21 protein-coding genes are annotated in these 17,163 nt (G+C 39.4%); 9 read left to right on the top strand and 12 right to left on the bottom strand.

What is annotated here, in order from left to right; all coding sequences use genetic code 11:
• The first annotated feature begins 45 nt into the window (after positions 1–45).
• Both QNI22_RS05180 and QNI22_RS05175 read left to right on the top strand, forming a co-directional pair.
• On the top strand, positions 46–636 hold the full coding sequence (locus QNI22_RS05180) for a hypothetical protein (RefSeq protein WP_314509559.1): 591 nt from the start codon (positions 46–48) through the stop codon (positions 634–636).
• Positions 637–748: 112 nt separating this feature from the next.
• Positions 749–1,441, top strand: coding sequence for a hypothetical protein (locus QNI22_RS05175; protein ID WP_314509558.1), 693 nt, complete (start codon positions 749–751; stop codon positions 1,439–1,441).
• Between the two features lie 800 nt (positions 1,442–2,241).
• On the opposite strand, the gene QNI22_RS05170 is transcribed toward QNI22_RS05175, so the two are convergent.
• Together QNI22_RS05170 and QNI22_RS05165 are read right to left on the bottom strand one after the other, a co-directional pair.
• Positions 2,242–2,442 (bottom strand): helix-turn-helix transcriptional regulator, encoded by a 201-nt coding sequence (locus QNI22_RS05170; protein ID WP_336620940.1) that lies wholly within the window; start codon positions 2,440–2,442, stop codon positions 2,242–2,244.
• The gene (locus QNI22_RS05165; protein ID WP_314509557.1) at positions 2,432–2,908 is read right to left on the bottom strand and encodes a hypothetical protein; all 477 of its coding nucleotides are present in this window, start codon (positions 2,906–2,908) and stop codon (positions 2,432–2,434) included. The genes QNI22_RS05170 and QNI22_RS05165 overlap by 11 nt, the downstream gene beginning before the upstream one ends.
• 444 nt (positions 2,909–3,352) lie before the next feature.
• Here QNI22_RS05165 and QNI22_RS05160 point away from each other — a divergent pair, with 444 nt between their 5' ends.
• Both QNI22_RS05160 and QNI22_RS05155 read left to right on the top strand, forming a co-directional pair.
• Positions 3,353–4,834, top strand: a complete 1,482-nt coding sequence (locus QNI22_RS05160; protein WP_314509556.1) for a gluzincin family metallopeptidase — start codon at positions 3,353–3,355, stop codon at positions 4,832–4,834.
• 59 nt (positions 4,835–4,893) lie between these two features.
• A complete protein-coding gene (locus QNI22_RS05155) occupies positions 4,894–5,298 on the top strand; it encodes a hypothetical protein (RefSeq protein WP_314509555.1) in 405 nt (134 codons plus the stop codon).
• Positions 5,299–5,312: 14 nt separating this feature from the next.
• Here QNI22_RS05155 and QNI22_RS05150 read toward each other — a convergent pair whose 3' ends face one another.
• From QNI22_RS05150 to QNI22_RS05135, 4 genes are all read right to left on the bottom strand, one after another.
• Positions 5,313–5,789 (bottom strand): nucleoside deaminase, encoded by a 477-nt coding sequence (locus QNI22_RS05150; RefSeq protein WP_314509554.1) that lies wholly within the window; start codon positions 5,787–5,789, stop codon positions 5,313–5,315.
• A gap of 32 nt (positions 5,790–5,821) precedes the next feature.
• Positions 5,822–6,367: an RBBP9/YdeN family alpha/beta hydrolase gene (locus tag QNI22_RS05145; protein ID WP_314509553.1), complete on the bottom strand. Its 546-nt coding sequence runs from the start codon at positions 6,365–6,367 to the stop codon at positions 5,822–5,824.
• Positions 6,368–6,514: 147 nt separating this feature from the next.
• Entirely contained in the window at positions 6,515–6,997 is a 483-nt protein-coding gene (locus QNI22_RS05140; RefSeq protein WP_314509552.1) for a protein-tyrosine phosphatase family protein, read from the bottom strand.
• A gap of 20 nt (positions 6,998–7,017) precedes the next feature.
• Positions 7,018–7,359: a VOC family protein gene (locus QNI22_RS05135; RefSeq protein ID WP_314509551.1), complete on the bottom strand. Its 342-nt coding sequence runs from the start codon at positions 7,357–7,359 to the stop codon at positions 7,018–7,020.
• 177 nt (positions 7,360–7,536) lie between these two features.
• Here QNI22_RS05135 and QNI22_RS05130 point away from each other — a divergent pair, with 177 nt between their 5' ends.
• From QNI22_RS05130 to QNI22_RS05120, 3 genes are read left to right on the top strand one after another with little or no spacing between them, the layout of a single operon-like run.
• Positions 7,537–7,983, top strand: coding sequence for a hypothetical protein (locus tag QNI22_RS05130; protein ID WP_314509550.1), 447 nt, complete (start codon positions 7,537–7,539; stop codon positions 7,981–7,983).
• Positions 7,984–7,993: 10 nt separating this feature from the next.
• Positions 7,994–8,596 (top strand): hypothetical protein, encoded by a 603-nt coding sequence (locus QNI22_RS05125; RefSeq protein WP_314509549.1) that lies wholly within the window; start codon positions 7,994–7,996, stop codon positions 8,594–8,596.
• A gap of 19 nt (positions 8,597–8,615) precedes the next feature.
• A complete protein-coding gene (locus QNI22_RS05120) occupies positions 8,616–9,191 on the top strand; it encodes a hypothetical protein (protein ID WP_314509548.1) in 576 nt (191 codons plus the stop codon).
• Positions 9,192–9,195: 4 nt separating this feature from the next.
• Here the strand turns inward: QNI22_RS05120 and QNI22_RS05115 are convergent, their stop codons facing one another.
• From QNI22_RS05115 to QNI22_RS05100, 4 genes are all read right to left on the bottom strand, one after another.
• The gene (locus tag QNI22_RS05115) at positions 9,196–10,239 is read right to left on the bottom strand and encodes a hypothetical protein (protein ID WP_314509547.1); all 1,044 of its coding nucleotides are present in this window, start codon (positions 10,237–10,239) and stop codon (positions 9,196–9,198) included.
• Positions 10,240–10,271: 32 nt separating this feature from the next.
• On the bottom strand, positions 10,272–11,039 hold the full coding sequence (locus tag QNI22_RS05110; RefSeq protein ID WP_314000555.1) for a LytR/AlgR family response regulator transcription factor: 768 nt from the start codon (positions 11,037–11,039) through the stop codon (positions 10,272–10,274).
• A 166-nt stretch (positions 11,040–11,205) separates the two neighbouring features.
• A complete protein-coding gene (locus QNI22_RS05105) occupies positions 11,206–12,291 on the bottom strand; it encodes a sensor histidine kinase (RefSeq protein WP_314509546.1) in 1,086 nt (361 codons plus the stop codon).
• Between the two features lie 173 nt (positions 12,292–12,464).
• Complete coding sequence (locus QNI22_RS05100; protein ID WP_314000551.1) at positions 12,465–12,746, bottom strand: transposase-like zinc-binding domain-containing protein; 282 nt, start codon at positions 12,744–12,746, stop codon at positions 12,465–12,467.
• 273 nt (positions 12,747–13,019) lie between these two features.
• Here QNI22_RS05100 and QNI22_RS05095 point away from each other — a divergent pair, with 273 nt between their 5' ends.
• The gene (locus QNI22_RS05095) at positions 13,020–14,402 is read left to right on the top strand and encodes an ethanolamine ammonia-lyase subunit EutB (protein ID WP_314509545.1); all 1,383 of its coding nucleotides are present in this window, start codon (positions 13,020–13,022) and stop codon (positions 14,400–14,402) included.
• Between the two features lie 30 nt (positions 14,403–14,432).
• Positions 14,433–15,191, top strand: coding sequence for an ethanolamine ammonia-lyase subunit EutC (gene eutC / locus QNI22_RS05090; protein WP_314509544.1), 759 nt, complete (start codon positions 14,433–14,435; stop codon positions 15,189–15,191).
• Positions 15,192–15,264: 73 nt separating this feature from the next.
• Here eutC and QNI22_RS05085 read toward each other — a convergent pair whose 3' ends face one another.
• Both QNI22_RS05085 and QNI22_RS05080 read right to left on the bottom strand, forming a co-directional pair.
• Entirely contained in the window at positions 15,265–16,188 is a 924-nt protein-coding gene (locus tag QNI22_RS05085) for a TatD family hydrolase (RefSeq protein ID WP_314509543.1), read from the bottom strand.
• A gap of 66 nt (positions 16,189–16,254) precedes the next feature.
• Complete coding sequence (locus tag QNI22_RS05080) at positions 16,255–17,136, bottom strand: EboA domain-containing protein (RefSeq protein ID WP_314509542.1); 882 nt, start codon at positions 17,134–17,136, stop codon at positions 16,255–16,257.
• Positions 17,137–17,163: the final 27 nt, after the last annotated feature.

Here is a 17,163-nt window from a genome sequence, read left to right as displayed (position 1 = left end):
TTGTCAGTGATTGTTTGGTTGTAGGATACTTCTTGTATAGTATTTATGCGTATATCTTTTATTCTGATAGTAACTTTCTTTTTTACAATCCTCAATGTATCTGCTTTTGGAGTGGCCGACTGGCAACATAAGGCACCTGGAGGTACTTTAATGTATGATGCAGGTGGTGGTACGGAACTGATTCTTCCTAAGTCTCACAAATCTATATATGGCATTCGCTCCTGGTACTTTTATAAAAACCATATTGTAATTGTTGGAGGTCCAGGCTATATGGTTGTGAATGAAACTAATGGCGACTTAAAACAATTTTCTTCTGAACAGGAGTGGAACACCTATATAGAGTATGCTGGCTTGGAGCCCGTATTATGGACAAGATGGTATTCAGATAACTGGAGGTTTTATGAAACAATAGCAGTTGGATTGATATTTATGGTTTTCCCCATTGTTTTTATTGTCTTGCTATTGATCCTTTTTGTTGCAGTCACGCAATGGATATCAACTGGGATGAAATTTCAACCCAGGCAATGGCTTCCAAGCAGATTTCGAATTAAAAAAAGAACAGTTCTTATTTGGCTTGGAATTATCTCGTTGTTAGTATTCCGGGCTTTTCTGGATGCATATCCGCAAAGTTGGTAAGATACGCATCCAGAAAAGCCCGATTTTTGTTTACATCCATCTGTTTTATAACTTCCGGTTTTTTACATTCGGCTTCTCCCAGAAATAATATAGTTATCTCTAGTGAATGAAAATGGACTTTGAATCTATCCAACAATACCTGAATGAACTGTCTGAGAAATATGAACTTGTCAATGTCGCAATGGAAGGCTGTCAGACATGGATAGACGAAACATGGAAGGAAAGAGATATTGCATCATTTGGTGGGTTTGCAAAGGAAGAATTAAAGCTGGCCTTTGATCAACACGATTTTGTTTTCAACCATTATTTCTGGCAACGTTTGGTTATCCGAACCCGGATTGGGATTTATGTTGATGATACAGCAAAAGTATGGGCTAGAAATCTGAAGCCCATTGGATATTATGAGTTGGAGACGGATGAACAAGGCCAGACAATAGATGATTGGTTGGTAATCGAAAAAGAGAAGGAAGACGAGTTGAATATTATCTCTCAAATTCGTAGTCTCAATACTCTATTACCAGAAGGGGCTTTAAAAAGAAATAAGATTTATTATGAGTATGTTACTTATGTACATCATGTAGTGGCATTCTTTCAATCCCAACAATACGATGCTACTGCACATTGCATTCGAAGAGCTTTTGTTTACTTAAAGGATAACCCGAAATTGTTTTCCGAAACTCCTTATTTTAAAAGAAGCAAATACATTCTGAAGATGATTTTATATTATATGATAGAGAAGAACTTGTTGACAGAAATTACACTAGGAGAGTTGAAGAGAGCAGGAATAATAAAGGGTGGTAACTAACATAGATTTACAGATAGTCATGATTTGCGTAATACATTAAAACCAAGAGATAAGTCTTTTACTATAAGATTCCTTTCAAATAAGACCTGAAGACCTTTCAATATTCTTGTTGATGAAATCGAAATTGGAGCAGATTTTCTTCGTCAAAAGACCATATGAAATAATCGTCCTCTATAGTGACTTTTACTGCTATTCCAGGACAATACCGATCTCCACATGGGCAGCAGTAAAGCATAACTTCTTCACCATTAAAATCTTCATTTAATGATTGCTGTATATCTGAGAGAGACCAGTCAGATAGATGAGGAAGATAGTTACAATATTCTGTTTGCGTAACTGGAAACTGTATGATGTGTGGATGTAGAGAACAAACGCTTCTTAACATAGTAGGGTCAAGTACATTATTCCACTAACACTGTTCACACCAAACACAGCCAAAGGAATTCTGCTAATAACTTCAGATGCATCCACTGTTACTATTTGAGTGATTGTAGTCGGTCTATCTGATGGCATGATGGTTTGGGTTGCCAGTCATCCAGAAAGAAACCTACTTTACTATTAATCGTAGCAGAATTACTAGATGATGAAATTGAATCAGAGGATGATGTATGAGTAGAATGTTCTGATCCAGTTGTATAAGATAGGAGTAGAACGAGTATAAATACAAAAAGTAAGCTGTGAATAGAGCTCATATAGTGCTAAGAGCAACTAAAGTTATGGAGAGATTATACTATACATAAACTTCAATCTAAAAAATAAAAAAGGTGTATTTAGGATACACCTTTTAGCCTCATTGTAGGTTAATCTGTTTCTTCCAGAAAGAAAATATCTTCAATTTTCTTCTCAAAGGTTCTGGCAATTTTTAGAGCCAGCGTAGTAGAAGGAATATATTTATTGAGTTCTATCGCATTTATCGTTTGACGGCTTACTCCTACCTGCTTCGCTAAATCTTCTTGCGTGAAGTTTTTAATAGCTCTTTCTACTTTTAGGTTATTTTTCATGATAGGAGACTTTGGCGCTAAAGTAAAGGATAATATGGTATCGTAACAAGAAAATGATCAGAAGGGTGAACATATTCCATATCATCACATCAAAGAACGCAGCCTCATAAATAAACAAAATGGAAAGAAGCAGAAGTGCATAATTGATATAGGTAGCCCATAACAGGGATTCCAGACGAAGTTTGGAAATAAACTCATCCTCAATCTTTTCCTTTGAAAATGCCACCAGTATAGCTCCTATAATAAAGGTAGCAGCCATAATCTCATCATTTAACTCATTCTTATAAGTCCAATTAAAAAATGTTGTTTTATCATCATGGTATTCAATAAGTGATAAAACAGGTAATTCTATTAGGGGAAGGTCAACTTGGAAGAAATACAATAATACTAACAAAGCCAGAGCTGGGATAAGTAATATCCAGCCTACTAGTTTAAAAGAATGCGGAAATAAAAATCGTGTGTTCATAGTATAGAATAAGTTAGTAAAGTATAGTTAGATAAATGTAAAGTTTATTTTACATAAAACAAATTTTAAAAGACAAAATGTAAAATTTTCTTTACATTTTGTCTGGTTCATCCTTTTGAGAGGGCTGAGATTAAAACAGAGAGTAAGTTTGATGCGGCATATATTACTATGTTCTGTTTATCATAAGCAGTTTTATTCTTATGCAAGCAATATTTCAGATGTGTTACATACTACTATTTCAGTATAGTCCGTTATCTGATTATTCTATGAAAAAGTATTGATTGTCAGATGTTTGTTTGATACATTTGATAAATATCTACCAGCTTGTCAGCAAAGACTCGGTTTAGAACTGGTTGCAATAGGGTGATGGCACAGTATGATTTTTTCTGCTGCCATAAAACTTATTATTTCCACTATAACACACATCTTTAAACCTGTCATTTTATGCTATCCCAGGAAAAAGAAGTTTCAGAAGAAGTATTGCCTCAGAAAGGTGAACATCTTCTCTCTCATCAGATCTCCGCATGGACACAAGATCCCGGTTCAGGAAATCAGCCAAATGGAGGACAACTGATTCAGTTAAATGCTCCCAAGCTATCTTCCAAACCTTTGCCTACCACCATTCATGGACAGGCTCCTTCTGCCAAAGTATATCCACCTGGTACTGCTGGTTTCCGATACTGGAATACTGCCAGTGCTTTACGTCGGGGATCTGACTATTGGGGAAAATTGCTGCCGGGTATTACCTGGCAAATGGGAAAGACACTACCAATTGATTTGGACTTTGGTGTTGATCTGAATGCCTATTATGATCGGGTTGGATTGAAGTTCTTTCATGCTACTGTTGCCGGACGTACCGTCTTTTCCTGTGAAAGTCCGGATGTTGTTTGCCACGAACAGGGTCATGCCGTGCTGGATGCTATCAAACCTCAGCTATGGGATGCTGCCAGTATTGAAGCTGGCGCTTTTCATGAATCTTTTGGGGATATAAGTTCTATTTTGTGTGCCTTGCAATTGCAAAGCCTGCGTATTGCGGTGTTGGGTGAAACGGATGGCAATTTGTATCGGTCTTCCCGGTTGTCTCGTCTGGCAGAACAACTAGGTTGGGCTATTCGTCAGGACTTTCCAACTGCTGTAGACGCTGATTGTTTGCGTAATGCTGTTAATTCGTTTTTCTATCGTGATCCTAATACCATTCCGTCTTCTGGCCCTGCGAATACGTTAACTTCCGAACCACATTCCTTTTCCCGTGTATTTACAGGTGCTTTCTTTGAAGGACTGGCTGGCATGTTTAAGCTGAGAACAGATCAGGATGAAGAGAATTTGTTGCAGGTAAGTCTGGATATGGGAAAAATTCTGGTAACTGCTATTCGAAATGCGGCTGTGGTTCCAGCCTTTTTTAGCCAGATAGCTGTAAATATGATCCAGGCTGCGAACCTTCAGTTTGCTTCTATCAATTATGGACAGGCATTGCGAAGTGCTTTTGTGCGTCATGGAATTTTATCTCCTGCTACTACAACCATTACTGCCATTACTGAACCCAGAAGTATGGCAGATGGAAATGAAAATGATGCTACTGAGCTACCTAAAATGAATTTGTCTGTAAAAGAGTATGATTTGGGCGTAGATGAAATTGTAGTCCATGCTGCAATAGCTACCAGTCGATTTGAAGTAGCTGGAGCTGCATTAAGTATGGGATCACTGGATATGCCGTCTCATGAAGATACAGCCAAAAGTTTTGTAGAGGATCTGTTACGCAGAGGGCGTCTAAAAATAGATTCTATCACAAATAAGAAGAATCGGGGTATGGCGATAACACGCCCTAACGCACCTGATACACACGAAACCTATACTCATGAACTACGCGAAGAAAACGGTAGCGTGATCTTACGAAGGATTCGTATAGATTGTGGTTTTACTTGTTAAATAGAACATGCCCTGTAAAGGGCATTTCTTTTTTCAGATAACAATACTTTAATAAAGGTATGAATGCACATAGTTTAGTTGCCGAATCACATTTACGTCAAGAGCTTTCTCATAAAGGTTTTGATCTGCAGGGAACTCCTGTAATGCAGGATAACGGCAAACTGGAAGTGCAGGCCAATGCATTGGAACCTGTGGCAGATGATCAGGGAGATGCATTGTATGCAACTGTTCCTGTTACACTTTGGGTATCAGTAGATAATCACAATAAGATAAAGCAGATTGAAGGAGGGAATGCCTCTCCTGAAGCGATAGATGGTGTAAGGAACTTTGTAAAAACACTTATTGCAAACAATCAGCTGGATGGTTTGAAAAACAATCCACAACCCAGAGCTACTCATCAGGTTGAAATCAATGAAAAAGGGCAGCGTGTAATCAAACGCCGCCGTATACAATCCTTGTTTTAAGAGGAATGAACCTTTTAATAGCGTTGCTTATCTGTTTTGGTAGCCCATTCTTCAAAAGCACGAATAGCCTCTTCCCGTAATAGTGGAAGGCTTTGTAGCCGGCGATGGGCAGGATCTCTATCCAGTTCGTCATAGATAAAGTGATCATCAAAGCCGATAGCTGCCGCATCGGCTTTTGTATTGGCATAATACATTTTACTGATATGTGACCAGTAGATAGCGCCTAGACACATGGGACAGGGCTCACAGCTTGTATAGATCTCACATCCTTCCAGATCAAATGTTCCTAGACTTTGTGTGGCTTCCCGAATCGCTACTACTTCGGCATGAGCAGTAGGATCGTTGGTCTCCAGCACACGGTTGTAACCTCTGGCTATAATCTGTTCATCTTTGACAATCACGGCTCCGAAAGGGCCACCGTTGCCATTACGCATTGTATTTAACGAGAGCTGTATTGCCTCACGCATAAAATCAGGATTGGGTATACTCATAGTCAGGTTGTTTGTGTGAATCTTTTGACAAATTAAAGACCATTGTCGAGTCTTCTCAGAATCTCTAATCCGGCTGGCCATTCGCCAAAGCCTGCTGCTACATTTATATGTCCAGCTTCTCCAATTACCACCAGTTCACTTCCCCAGGCATCTGCAAATTGAGTAGCTCGATCCAGCGTAACATAGTAGTCATTGGTACTAGTGACAACGATGCTTGGAAACGGCAATCGAAATAAGGTCATAGGTGTAAATCCTGTAGTTCCAGCAGGATAAGTAGGTGCTTCCGTATCACTGGGAGCAACCAGTAAGGCACCTTTTATTTTACGGTTGTACTGTTTTGCCCAGGATGCAATGGTTGTACAGGCCAGGCTATGTCCAACCAGAATAACATTTGCCGGATCATATTGCATTACAACTTCATCTATCACTTTTGTCCAATCACTGCAAACGGGTGTATCCCAGTCTTTTTGCTCAATACGTTTAAAGTCAGAGAATTGCTTTTCCCAGAGAGTTTGCCAGTGTTGTTCTCCTGAATTCCCCAAACCAGGAGTGATTAGAATGGTAGATTGAAAGTTCATAGGTTGTATGGATAAATTATGTAATACCAGTTTTGTCCGGAGCTAAACTTACTAAAAGAAATGAAAAATTAAGGACTGATTTTTTATTTCGGAGAGTGCGTGAGGTATTAAGATATAATGTATTCACAAATAGTTGGTTAAGTGTATCTACTTAAACCTTCTCAGCCATTCTGCCTGTTCTTCAGTGTCAGGTACTTGAAGTCCTCTGATTTGACTAATTTTCTTTACTATGTCTTCTGATGCAAGTCCTGTTTTTCGCAGAATAGCTCCTGCCATAAGTGTCACTCTACCAATGCCACCCCGACAGTGAAAAACTACTTTCTTGCCTTCAAGACATGTTTGTTCTACCTGGTCAATCAGTTGATGTACTTGCCGCAAACTATCTGGGAGAGAACGATCCGGAATAGGAAAATGCAGAAAGGAGATTTGATGCTTTTCACACAATTCCTTTTCCTTTTGCAAGCCTAATTCTCTGATTTCTGAAGGCATAAGCAAGCAGACCAACATCTTCACATCTTGTTCGGCAAGATATAGAATTTCACTTTCCAGATCTTCATTTCCTCTTGGTCGGGGCATAATGCCAATGCTTCCTGTATGAATAGTTTCTATCCAGTATATTCGTGTAAACATAGGTCTTGTTTGTAAATGTATTAGGTTCTGTAAATTTCTATCTTTCTGCCATCCGGGTCTTGTACAATGGCTAGTTCACCCCATTCGGTTAGATGAGGTGCTTTTAGGATTTGTTCGGGAGAGAATGCTGTAAGTACTACATCAAAGTTATCTATAGCAATGCCAAGTCGTGTGGAGGTATCTGCTGTAGTTTGATTTTTTAGTAGAGGATAGATTTCAAAGGTAATATTTTTGAGTGTACAGGCATAATGAAAAGCTCCATTGCCATGTTGATGATACTCAAAAATAAGCCCTAGTTTGCTGTAAAATTCTGCAGCAGCTGAAATGTTGCTACTTCTGATTACAATGGTACGAAATTCCATATATAAGTTGTGTATATAAACTGTAGATTTTATTTGATTTGTATGCAACTGTTTCTAATGAACATGTGTCATGAGTGAAAATGCCCTTTTATGCGCAATATACTATTACTAATTTTGGTTGTTGGACTGTTATTTTTCAATTGTCGAAGCGAATGTCCCCCAGATGAGGAACCTGTGATGAAAACAGTAGTCCGATTTGAAGATCCTGCTGATCCCTATGTTTATCAGGGAACAGCCCAGTTTAAAAGAATTTATGGTTTGGGTGGTAAAGGTGATGTGGTAATAAGTGATACAGTGGCGTATCTGCCCTTATCGCTTCATGCAGATAGTGTTACTTATATTTTTGAAGGGATGGATGGCACTATTGATACACTTATTCTGTGTTATAATCGTGATTTCGGGCCATACAAAGGAGATGAAAGTCGCTGCGGATATGGTGCTGACTTTACTGGAGATTATGTTATTTCGGGAAGCAATGATACCACACATGTTGTAAGTGATTCCCACTACTACCGGGCTAGCCGTACTACTTTTTCATATGGTTATGCAGAATATCGTGATAATGTATCAAACTGGGGACCTATAGAGAATATTTATGCTGTTACACTTTACAAGAAAAAGTAGATGTATTTTATTGGCAATCCTAAGTTTATTCCCAGTAGCCGGAATAGCTCAGGATATGCATTCTTCGGTGAAGATAGGTATTGATATATCCAAGATGGTAACATCTGCTATGTATCTGAGACCTGCTGTGATTATAGAACCTTCCCTTACTATCCCGCTCTCACACAGATGGTTCTTCAGTGCTGTGCCAGGATATACCTATATCGCATGGACTAATCGTACAGATGAGAAATATCGGTCCAGCGGTTTTTCATTAAAAGCAGGTTTTGAAAGTCGCATTAGTAACCGATTCGTATGGTCTGTGAAGGCTGTAGGTAGCTTGTATAGTGATAAAGCCACCTTTTTTATGGAAGGCGAATACTATGGAGATACTACATTAACTACTTTGCCGGAGCTACAATCGTTCATTCCTGGTGTGGAGATAGGAATATTGTGGCGTGTACCTATGGGAGATAAATGGAATATGTCTTTTCAGGCAAGAACGGTTTTCTATAATAACGCCAGAAAAGATACCCGATACATTCCAGGTATGGGTTTCAATGGGGCTGGTGTAGTAAGTGGAGGATTGAATGTTATTCTGGAAAGAAGAGTAGGAACACGAAAAGATCTCTAATCAAAAACATGTGTTAATCATGAATGCGTATTTCTGGATTACAGGCCTGATAGTATGTTGTTTCTCTTGTGGCACAAAAGAAACTCTTCAGACACCTAATTTACATCCATATACAAATTGTTTGGCTGGAGTGGATACAACAAAAGGGGATGAGGCCATTGGTTGTGTTGGGAACTATTATAAACTGATTGATCAGCAATATGTATTAAAAATAGATATTGCTGATTTTTTGAGGAAAAACTCACTATCTGAATATCAGGACAGTTGCTTTCAAATCCGTATAAGTACAGATAAGGTGCTATCTGCTGGAGTGTTTGCTGAATTACAGGTATTTAATAAAGGAGAAAGCAATTTGTCATCTATTTGTACAGATATCATAATAACTAATACACCTAAGCCCCAAAGAATTCTTACGGATGTTTCTGGCAGTATTATTATTCAGTACAATGGTGAGCAGGATTACTATGGCAGCAAGCGGTCAGTTTTTACTTTTTTTGTAGAAAGACTGAGCTTTAAAGATAAAGTCGCCCAAAAAGAAGTAGTGATTAAAGATCAGTTACTTTGGAAAGTAATCGACTTGGGCATGGCTGGATAGCATGCTATAAGTTATCATTTACCAGATCTTCCCAAGCCTGTACATCTAAACGTAAAGTATCCATATTGCCATACGTAAATCGTCTGTTTTCCAGTGGGTTGCCATATTTGTCTGTTTCTACAGTTGACCAGTCACCACGGGTAAATTTGTATTCGATGTGACTACGCTTTCGAGGTAGATTGATGGTATAAGTCCAGTTTCTGATCCAGCGCATTTCATAACGCATATCGTGTGGATTCCAGTTGTTAAAATTGGCAGCGACAAAGATTCTGTCTCCATCTGGTGTGGTCTTAGGTACGGTAAGGAGTAATGTAATCCATTCGCCATTCTGTACAGAGGAAAACTGATCTTTCCAACCTGTAATATCAACCAATACAGTATCCTGTTTGCCAAACACAAAGGAGTGATTAGATATAGAATTACCCACTTCATCGACTTCATCCGCTTCCCAGCTGCCCCGTGTAAACTTGTATTCAATTCCTGTAAGCAATTTGTGCAGTCGGATGTAATACTGACCTTTGTTGTTTCTTTTCAGTTGAAACTGTGGATCTGCTGCCTGCCAGTTGTTGAAACTTCCTCCTACATACAGCTTAGCATCGGGAGGTGTTTGTTGAGGGATTTTGTTGAGAATAAAGGTTACTTCATCACAATGAGTAGGTCCCAGATCTTTCCAACTCGGAATTTCTAGCTGTATAGTGTCACTTTTCTGGTAACGTAAGTGATGGTTTTCTATCGGATTTCCACATAAGTCTGCCTCTACTGTTGTCCAGTCTCCTCTGGTGAATCGATAATCGATTGCCCCACTACCTGTGGGTAATAAAACAGAATAGGTACTATCTTTTGGATTCAGCGTTAAGGCGTAATTTCGGTCCCCGGGATCCCAGAAATTAAAATTGCCGGATATAAAAATAGCTGAGCCTGGAGGTGTATTGGGAGGAATCTTTTTTACTATGATAGTAACCTGATGACATCCTGAAAGTAATATCAGCAATAGGAAAGCCAGGTGCCGGATAGGTAATACCAATTTAATTGCAATCCAGCGTTCCATGTGATTTTGATATATAGTTTGGCATAAACACATCATTCGCCCATCCATTCCAAAAACCCGGGAACACGCGCCCGGCTCACCAGGATCTCATCGTCATCACAGGCCGTAAGTGTCACTTTAAGTCGGCTATTGAAATACCGGTTTACCTCCACAATAGCCTGAATGTGTGCCATATATTTTCTGCTGACACGATAAAACTCCTTGGGATCAATCAGTGCTTCCAGTTCATCCAATGTAAAGTTAATTACATATTTCTTTCGATCCAGCGTAACCAGAAATACAGTGTTGTCGTCAGCAAAGAAATAGGCTATCTGATCGCTGGCAATGTGCCGTATTCTGTCTCCAACCGTAATAACAAAGCGGTCTTTGTATTCAGGCTTCTCAATTTTTAATAATTGTTTCAGTTGTTGAATCGATACCTGGGTATTGGCTGCTGCAAAATGTTTCTTTAAGCTACTTAGCTTTTCCAATGCAGCTTGTAATGCTTTTTCTTCGATGGGTTTTAACAGATATTCAATACTGTTTACTTTAAAAGCTTGTAGAGCATATTCATTATAAGCTGTTGTAAAAATAACAGGTGCTGATACCGCTACCTGGTCAAATATTTCAAAGCTAGATCCATCAGAAAGACGAATATCCATAAATATCAGGTCAGGTTGTATGCCCTGCTGAAGCCATGCTACACTATCTTCTACAGAATCAAGGCAGTCAAGCACCTCTGTCTGAGGCTGACATCGTTGTAACAATCGTTTCAGTTCCTGTTGAGCCAGCGGCTCATCTTCAATAATTAATACTTTCATCACAATCAATAACTGGCTAAATGTCGCAAACTTACAATGCTTTTGTGAAAATTTGAACAGTAGCTTGGATTTGCTGTATTTGTTCTATAAATAAGACAAATCTGCTACATTGATGCATCATAATAAAAACAAACTCACTAGTGTAGTATAACGCTTTTATAAGAGATTATAATATAGCGGGTTGTTCTGTAAAGCTATAGTTGCCTTCCAGCAGAGGAATTTTTACAGTGAAATGAATTCCATCGTCAATGATTTCGACTGCCTGGTCTGTAATAAAGCGGTATCTGCTTCGGATATTCTTCAGTCCGATTTGTGATGAAAATTCCTTTACTGGTTTTAGCTGCAAAGGGTTTTGTATGATCAGATAGGATTGCTCCTGAAAGATACGAATTTCAAACGGTTTTTTCTGTGAGACTATATTATGTTTAATCGCATTTTCAATAAGCATCTGAAGGGTAAGAGGGGCAATGGCATATGTATGCAAAGAGTCAGGCAATTGGGTGTGAATGCGAAGATTATTGCCAAATCGCAAATCCATCAGATAGATATAGGATTGTAGAAAGTTGAGTTCTTCCTGAAGTGTGACCAGTTCTTTTGTACGGTTTTCCAACACATATCGGTACACTTTAGCCAGTTGTCGTACAAACTCGGCTGCTGTATCCTGATTGGTATAAATCAGAGAAGAGAGTGTATTGAGATTATTAAACAGAAAATGAGGGTTAACCTGAGTTTTGAGCATCTCAAGATGAAACTCAATGTTTTCTTTCTTAAATCGTTCGATTTGTACCAGAGAATACCTCCATTTATTTAAAAGGAATACGCCCAGATCAAGAGATACAATGGCCAATACTGTGAAGGTTGCTACGCTATTAATAATAATTTCATCGTCCAGATTGATAAACATGGAAGAAGAGTAAATTATGCGCTTGAATATTCCATTACGGATAACTGTAGATAGAAGTAGAACCCAGAGTGTATAACTGAAGAATTGGACCAGAAAACGAATCCGCACAGATTTATCCCAGGGGAAACGGATATTTAAAAGTCTCTGGATATAGTGGGTACCCAAAATAATACAGGATGCAAGGACAAAATACAACAGATATCTGTTCCACAACCATTGTATCTGGTAATTTCGATACCGAAGACTAAAAATTAGATCCAGCACCAGATATATGCCTTCTGCCAGGATGGCTATGCTAAGTAACCGCCAGAGAAGGCTGTAGGTCAATAAATCCCGTTGTTTTTTCACATATGAAGAAGATGGATATTACTGTATTTTTTTCGAATGTAAAGTTCTGGAAATTATAGCACTTTGCCATATGTATGTATTCATTTTTTGTGCAAATGAAACTCCTGTATAACAAAAAACGATGCCCGCAGGTGTTCCGGACATCGTTTTCATCTATAAAAAATAGGTGTAAGTTAAGCTTGTTTCAAACTAGGGCTTGAAAGAATATCCATATCTAAATTCTTAATCCAGTTCTGTACACTGACATGATTAACCTGCAATACACGAGCAATCGCACGCATGCCAAGTCCTTCCTGATACATTCTGATAGCTTGTAATTTCATTTCAACTGGTTTAGCAGTAGATTTCTGTTTTACAGTGTAACGATACCCACAAGTCTTGCATTGAAAACGCTGGCGGCCTCCTACAAAGCCATCTTTCATGAAGTTTTCTGATTTACATTTTGGACAATCCATAACTTTGAAACGGTGAAGATAACGACTCTTAAAAATAAAAAACGTACTCTTGATGTAATGTGTTTTTATGACATGTATGCAACTTACATTCAATTTTTTATTCGTGAAATCAGTTAAAAGCGATGTGCATAAAAAGTTGTGTCAATTGTCAGAATTTCTAGGTGAACTAATTCTATACTTGGTGAACAGTATTAGGAGACTTTAAGTGTAACGGTATTTGGAAAACCACAATGAATTTGATAGATTGAATTATTAAAATGTCTGATCTAGGTTATGTCTTACCACCAAACCATACATAATTACAAGTATCATTTTCCAGATCTGAAGACTTTGTTGGCTAAAGCAACACCAGCAAGATCCGGAGATTATCTGGCAGGAGTTGCAGCAGAAAGTGCTCAGGAACGTGTAGCTGCACAAATGGCTCTGGCTGATGTGCCTTTACCTACTTTTCTAACAGAGCATGTGATTCCATATGAAGAAGACGAAGTGACTCGGCTTATCATGGATTCGCATGATATGAATGCTTTTTCGTCTGTAAAACATCTGACTGTAGGGGAGTTTCGCAATTATTTACTTTCTGATCAGGTGACTACCGATGTCCTGAATAACCTTACTGCAGGAATTACTCCTGAGATGGTCGCTGCTGTTTCAAAATTAATGAGAGTGCAGGATTTGATTACGGTATCTGCTAAGTGTGAGGTAATAACTAAATTTCGGAATACAATAGGATTAAAAGGTCATTTCTCAACCCGGTTACAGCCTAACCACCCCACAGATGATTACAAAGGAATTGCAGCCAGCATTCTGGATGGCTTATTATATGGTAATGGAGATGCAGTAATTGGGCTTAATCCAGCAACAGACAATATACCTACTGTGATTCGACTGCTGGAAATGATTGACTCTATCCGAACGCAGTTCGATATTCCAACGCAATCGTGTATATTAAGTCATATCACTACTACTATTCAGGCGATAGAGAAAGGCGCTCCAGTAGATTTGGTCTTTCAGTCTATTGGAGGAACAGAGGCAACCAACACTTCTTTTGGTGTTAATCTGGCACTGCTTCGGGAAGGGTATGAAGCAGCTTTGTCGTTAAACAGAGGAACTGTAGGAACTAATGTCATGTATTTTGAAACTGGACAGGGGAGTAGTCTGTCAGCCAATGCTCACCATGGGGTTGATCAACAAACCTGTGAGGTTCGGGCATATGCTGTTGCCAGAGCTTTTAATCCATTGCTGGTAAATACTGTAGTGGGTTTTATTGGACCTGAGTATTTATATGATGGAAAGCAAATTATACGTGCTGGCCTGGAAGATCATTTTTGTGGAAAGCTTCTGGGATTGCCTATGGGAATCGACATTTGTTATACCAATCATGCAGAGGCAGATCAGGATGATATGGATACATTATTGACATTAATGGGTACTGCAGGTTGCAATTATATTATGGGTGTGCCGGGTGCAGATGATGTGATGTTGCATTACCAGAGTACTTCCTTTCACGATGCATTGTATGTTCGTAAGCTTCTGGGGTTACGACCTGCTCCGGAATTTGAAGACTGGTTGATTCGTATGAATATATTTGATGAGAAGTTGCAACTGCAGACTATTTCACATCGACATCAGTTATTGGCCGAATTGGGTACTGCTTAGCTATTCTATAATTCTTTCTAAACATTACTAATGAGTTCAGTTACCTCTGATTCCTGGAAAGGATTACGTCAGTTTACAACTGCTCGTATTGCTTTGGGGCACACAGGACATAGTCTACCTACAGATGTCCTGCTGGCTTTTCAGGCTGACCATGCACAGGCACGAGATGCTGTCTATTCAGCACTCAATGCACAACAACTGAGTGAAGATCTTCAACAGTTTGTTCCAGGCATACTTCTTACCAGTCAGGCACAAAACAGGCAGCAATATCTGCAGCGGCCCGATTGGGGACGAAAACTTTCAGCTGTATCCAAACAAAAGTTAATTGCACAAAATACCACAGAAAATGATTTAAGTATCGTCATTGCGGATGGTCTTTCTGCCTGTGCTATTAATCAGCATGTAGTCCCTGTATTGTCATTATTGATTCCTGTATTAGTAGACAAGGGATGGACTTTAGCTCCCGTCTGTATAGTAGAACAGGGACGGGTAGCTATTGCTGATGAAATAGGTTTTCTGCAGAAATCAAGAACGACGTTGATACTGATTGGAGAACGTCCTGGACTTTCTTCTCCTGATAGTATGGGTGCATATCTGACTTTTCAGCCCAAGCCTGGGCTTACAGATGAAAGCCGGAACTGTATTTCTAATATCCGACCTGCTGGCTTACATTATCCTCTGGCTGCAGAGAAAATCTATTATTTACTCAATCAAATGAAAATCAAACAAATCAGTGGAGTAAACCTCAAAGATGAAATGGAATTATCTGAGGGGAAATTGCTGGATTGAGGTAGGGTGGAGGGATTACCATTTGGTTGAAGATTTAATTGATCCTTCAACCAAATGGTAAGGTGTATTTCGCTTATCTAATAATGTTATTAGATAGCTTTTCTACACGTGGATCACGACCACCACGTAGTACGGAGTTTCCGTTAAAACGTTCACGTTGATCAATGTTTGTATCCTGCAACCAATCCTCTTCTTTCATTTGACCACTTTGCCCAAAGGCTGCCAGTGCATTGTTATAGGTTACATCCTTAACTTGTTCAATCGAAATGCCTCTTTCAAGCATCAATGCTGCTGTTTTAGGTACTGCCAACGGATCTGAAATACCCCAATCTGCAGCACTGTTGATCATAATGTGTTCAGAACCATATTTTTTGACGATTTCTACCATACGTTCATTACCCATTTTGGTAGAAGGATAAATACTGAATGCAGCCCAGAAGCCTCTATCCAACACTTCTTTTACAGTTTCTTCATTGTTATGGTCTACAATCACTTTTGATGGATCGATGCCGTGCTCGATACATACATCCATACTACGACCTGTGCCTGCTTTTTTATCTCTGTGTGGAGTGTGAATCTGTACTGGTAAATCCAGTTCTTTAGCCAGTTCCAACTGAAGACGATAGTATTTGTCTTCCAGAGGTGTTTGATCATCATATCCGATTTCTCCAATGCCAACTACCCCTTCTTTGGTTGCGAACAGAGGCAATAATTCCATCACGCCTTCAGCCAGGTATTCGTTATTAGCTTCTTTGGAGTTTAAACCTACTGTACAATAATGTTTGATTCCAAACTGACTTGCCCGAAACCGTTCCCATCCTACCAGCATACTCAGATAGTCTTTGTAAGAGCCAGCCTCTGTACGAGGTTGACCCAGCCAGAATGCTGGTTCAATGACTGCGACTACCCCATTGGCACGCAAGGCCTCGTAGTCATCTGTAATGCGTGAAATACAATGAATATGTGGATCTATGAAAATCAGATTCTGTGTGTCCATCTTGGTTATTTTTGAATAATGATAGATATATAAATACTACAATTTTCTACAGATGTTAGCTTGATATCAGCGTAATGTATCCCAGGTAAGTTCTTTGTTTTTAATTTGCTCAACCAGATCCGGTCGTTTGGATAGTGCCAGTGACTTAGCCGAAATATGATTGCCCTGCATACAAAGCAAAACAGCTGCCTGCTGTTCTGTCTCTGTTCCTTTTTCAAACAGATGTTCTACATCTGTCAATACTGCATCATCGACAAAAGGGGCAATGATTCGCCATACTTCATGTGTAACCGGACGTCCTGCTGCCCAACGTTCATGGACAAAGTCACGAAGGATACGGGCTAATGTAGCATTGGCACGTTGATCTAACCCCTGAATGCGATGCAATGGACTACCAATGAATACGGATTTGAGTACCATCTGGTTCCAGGCGGCTTCATCCATATACTCCATAGGATAGGGATTATCCAGAGCTAGAGCATTGAAGACAACACTCATATTGGTTCGTACCCCTTCTGATGCCCGAAAACGTAATGCTTCCGGATGAGGGAGTAGGGGAAGTGCCAGATATAATGCTGTAAGTTCGCCTACTTCTGCTGTGGTAAATAATTGATCCAGTGCTTTTATATATTCCTCTTTGTTATCGTGAGGAAGCATGAGTAAGATTAAAATACGGGCCGCCTGTTCTGTAGTCCACTGAATAGGGGTAAGGCCCTTTCGCAATTGCTGTGCTATGTTTAAATCTTCCGGACTGAGTTGTAAAGGTAGTCTGCCAACCATACGGGGGGCAAGACCAAACGCCAGATAAAAATCCTTGAGAGTGACAGGTTCACTCAGAGTTACAATTTTTTGTTTTAGCCATTCATTTCCTTTGGCATCTGTGCTGCCATGCAGCCATTTTTTCAGAAGGTCATGGACCTGTATAATATCTGCCTGATACGTGGACATATGCTTCAATTGTTAGGAGGGCAAAGG

Source organism: Xanthocytophaga agilis (assembly GCF_030068605.1).
Taxonomy (GTDB): Bacteria; Bacteroidota; Bacteroidia; order Cytophagales; family 172606-1; genus Xanthocytophaga; species Xanthocytophaga agilis.
This window is presented reverse-complemented; position numbering and strand designations above follow the sequence as displayed.

Coding starts and splice junctions, on each gene's coding strand:
- QNI22_RS05085 (WP_314509543.1), bottom strand. CDS start 16,188: ATGGACACACAGAATCTGATTTTCATAGATCCACATATTCATTGTATT.
- QNI22_RS05100 (WP_314000551.1), bottom strand. CDS start 12,746: ATGGATTGTCCAAAATGTAAATCAGAAAACTTCATGAAAGATGGCTTT.
- eutC (WP_314509544.1), top strand. CDS start 14,433: ATGAGTTCAGTTACCTCTGATTCCTGGAAAGGATTACGTCAGTTTACA.
- QNI22_RS05135 (WP_314509551.1), bottom strand. CDS start 7,359: ATGGAATTTCGTACCATTGTAATCAGAAGTAGCAACATTTCAGCTGCT.
- QNI22_RS05160 (WP_314509556.1), top strand. CDS start 3,353: ATGCTATCCCAGGAAAAAGAAGTTTCAGAAGAAGTATTGCCTCAGAAA.
- QNI22_RS05095 (WP_314509545.1), top strand. CDS start 13,020: ATGTCTTACCACCAAACCATACATAATTACAAGTATCATTTTCCAGAT.
- QNI22_RS05145 (WP_314509553.1), bottom strand. CDS start 6,367: ATGAACTTTCAATCTACCATTCTAATCACTCCTGGTTTGGGGAATTCA.
- QNI22_RS05120 (WP_314509548.1), top strand. CDS start 8,616: ATGAATGCGTATTTCTGGATTACAGGCCTGATAGTATGTTGTTTCTCT.
- QNI22_RS05170 (WP_336620940.1), bottom strand. CDS start 2,442: ATGAAAAATAACCTAAAAGTAGAAAGAGCTATTAAAAACTTCACGCAA.
- QNI22_RS05180 (WP_314509559.1), top strand. CDS start 46: ATGCGTATATCTTTTATTCTGATAGTAACTTTCTTTTTTACAATCCTC.
- QNI22_RS05165 (WP_314509557.1), bottom strand. CDS start 2,908: ATGAACACACGATTTTTATTTCCGCATTCTTTTAAACTAGTAGGCTGG.
- QNI22_RS05130 (WP_314509550.1), top strand. CDS start 7,537: ATGAAAACAGTAGTCCGATTTGAAGATCCTGCTGATCCCTATGTTTAT.
- QNI22_RS05150 (WP_314509554.1), bottom strand. CDS start 5,789: ATGAGTATACCCAATCCTGATTTTATGCGTGAGGCAATACAGCTCTCG.
- QNI22_RS05110 (WP_314000555.1), bottom strand. CDS start 11,039: ATGAAAGTATTAATTATTGAAGATGAGCCGCTGGCTCAACAGGAACTG.
- QNI22_RS05140 (WP_314509552.1), bottom strand. CDS start 6,997: ATGTTTACACGAATATACTGGATAGAAACTATTCATACAGGAAGCATT.
- QNI22_RS05115 (WP_314509547.1), bottom strand. CDS start 10,239: ATGGAACGCTGGATTGCAATTAAATTGGTATTACCTATCCGGCACCTG.
- QNI22_RS05175 (WP_314509558.1), top strand. CDS start 749: ATGGACTTTGAATCTATCCAACAATACCTGAATGAACTGTCTGAGAAA.
- QNI22_RS05155 (WP_314509555.1), top strand. CDS start 4,894: ATGAATGCACATAGTTTAGTTGCCGAATCACATTTACGTCAAGAGCTT.
- QNI22_RS05080 (WP_314509542.1), bottom strand. CDS start 17,136: ATGTCCACGTATCAGGCAGATATTATACAGGTCCATGACCTTCTGAAA.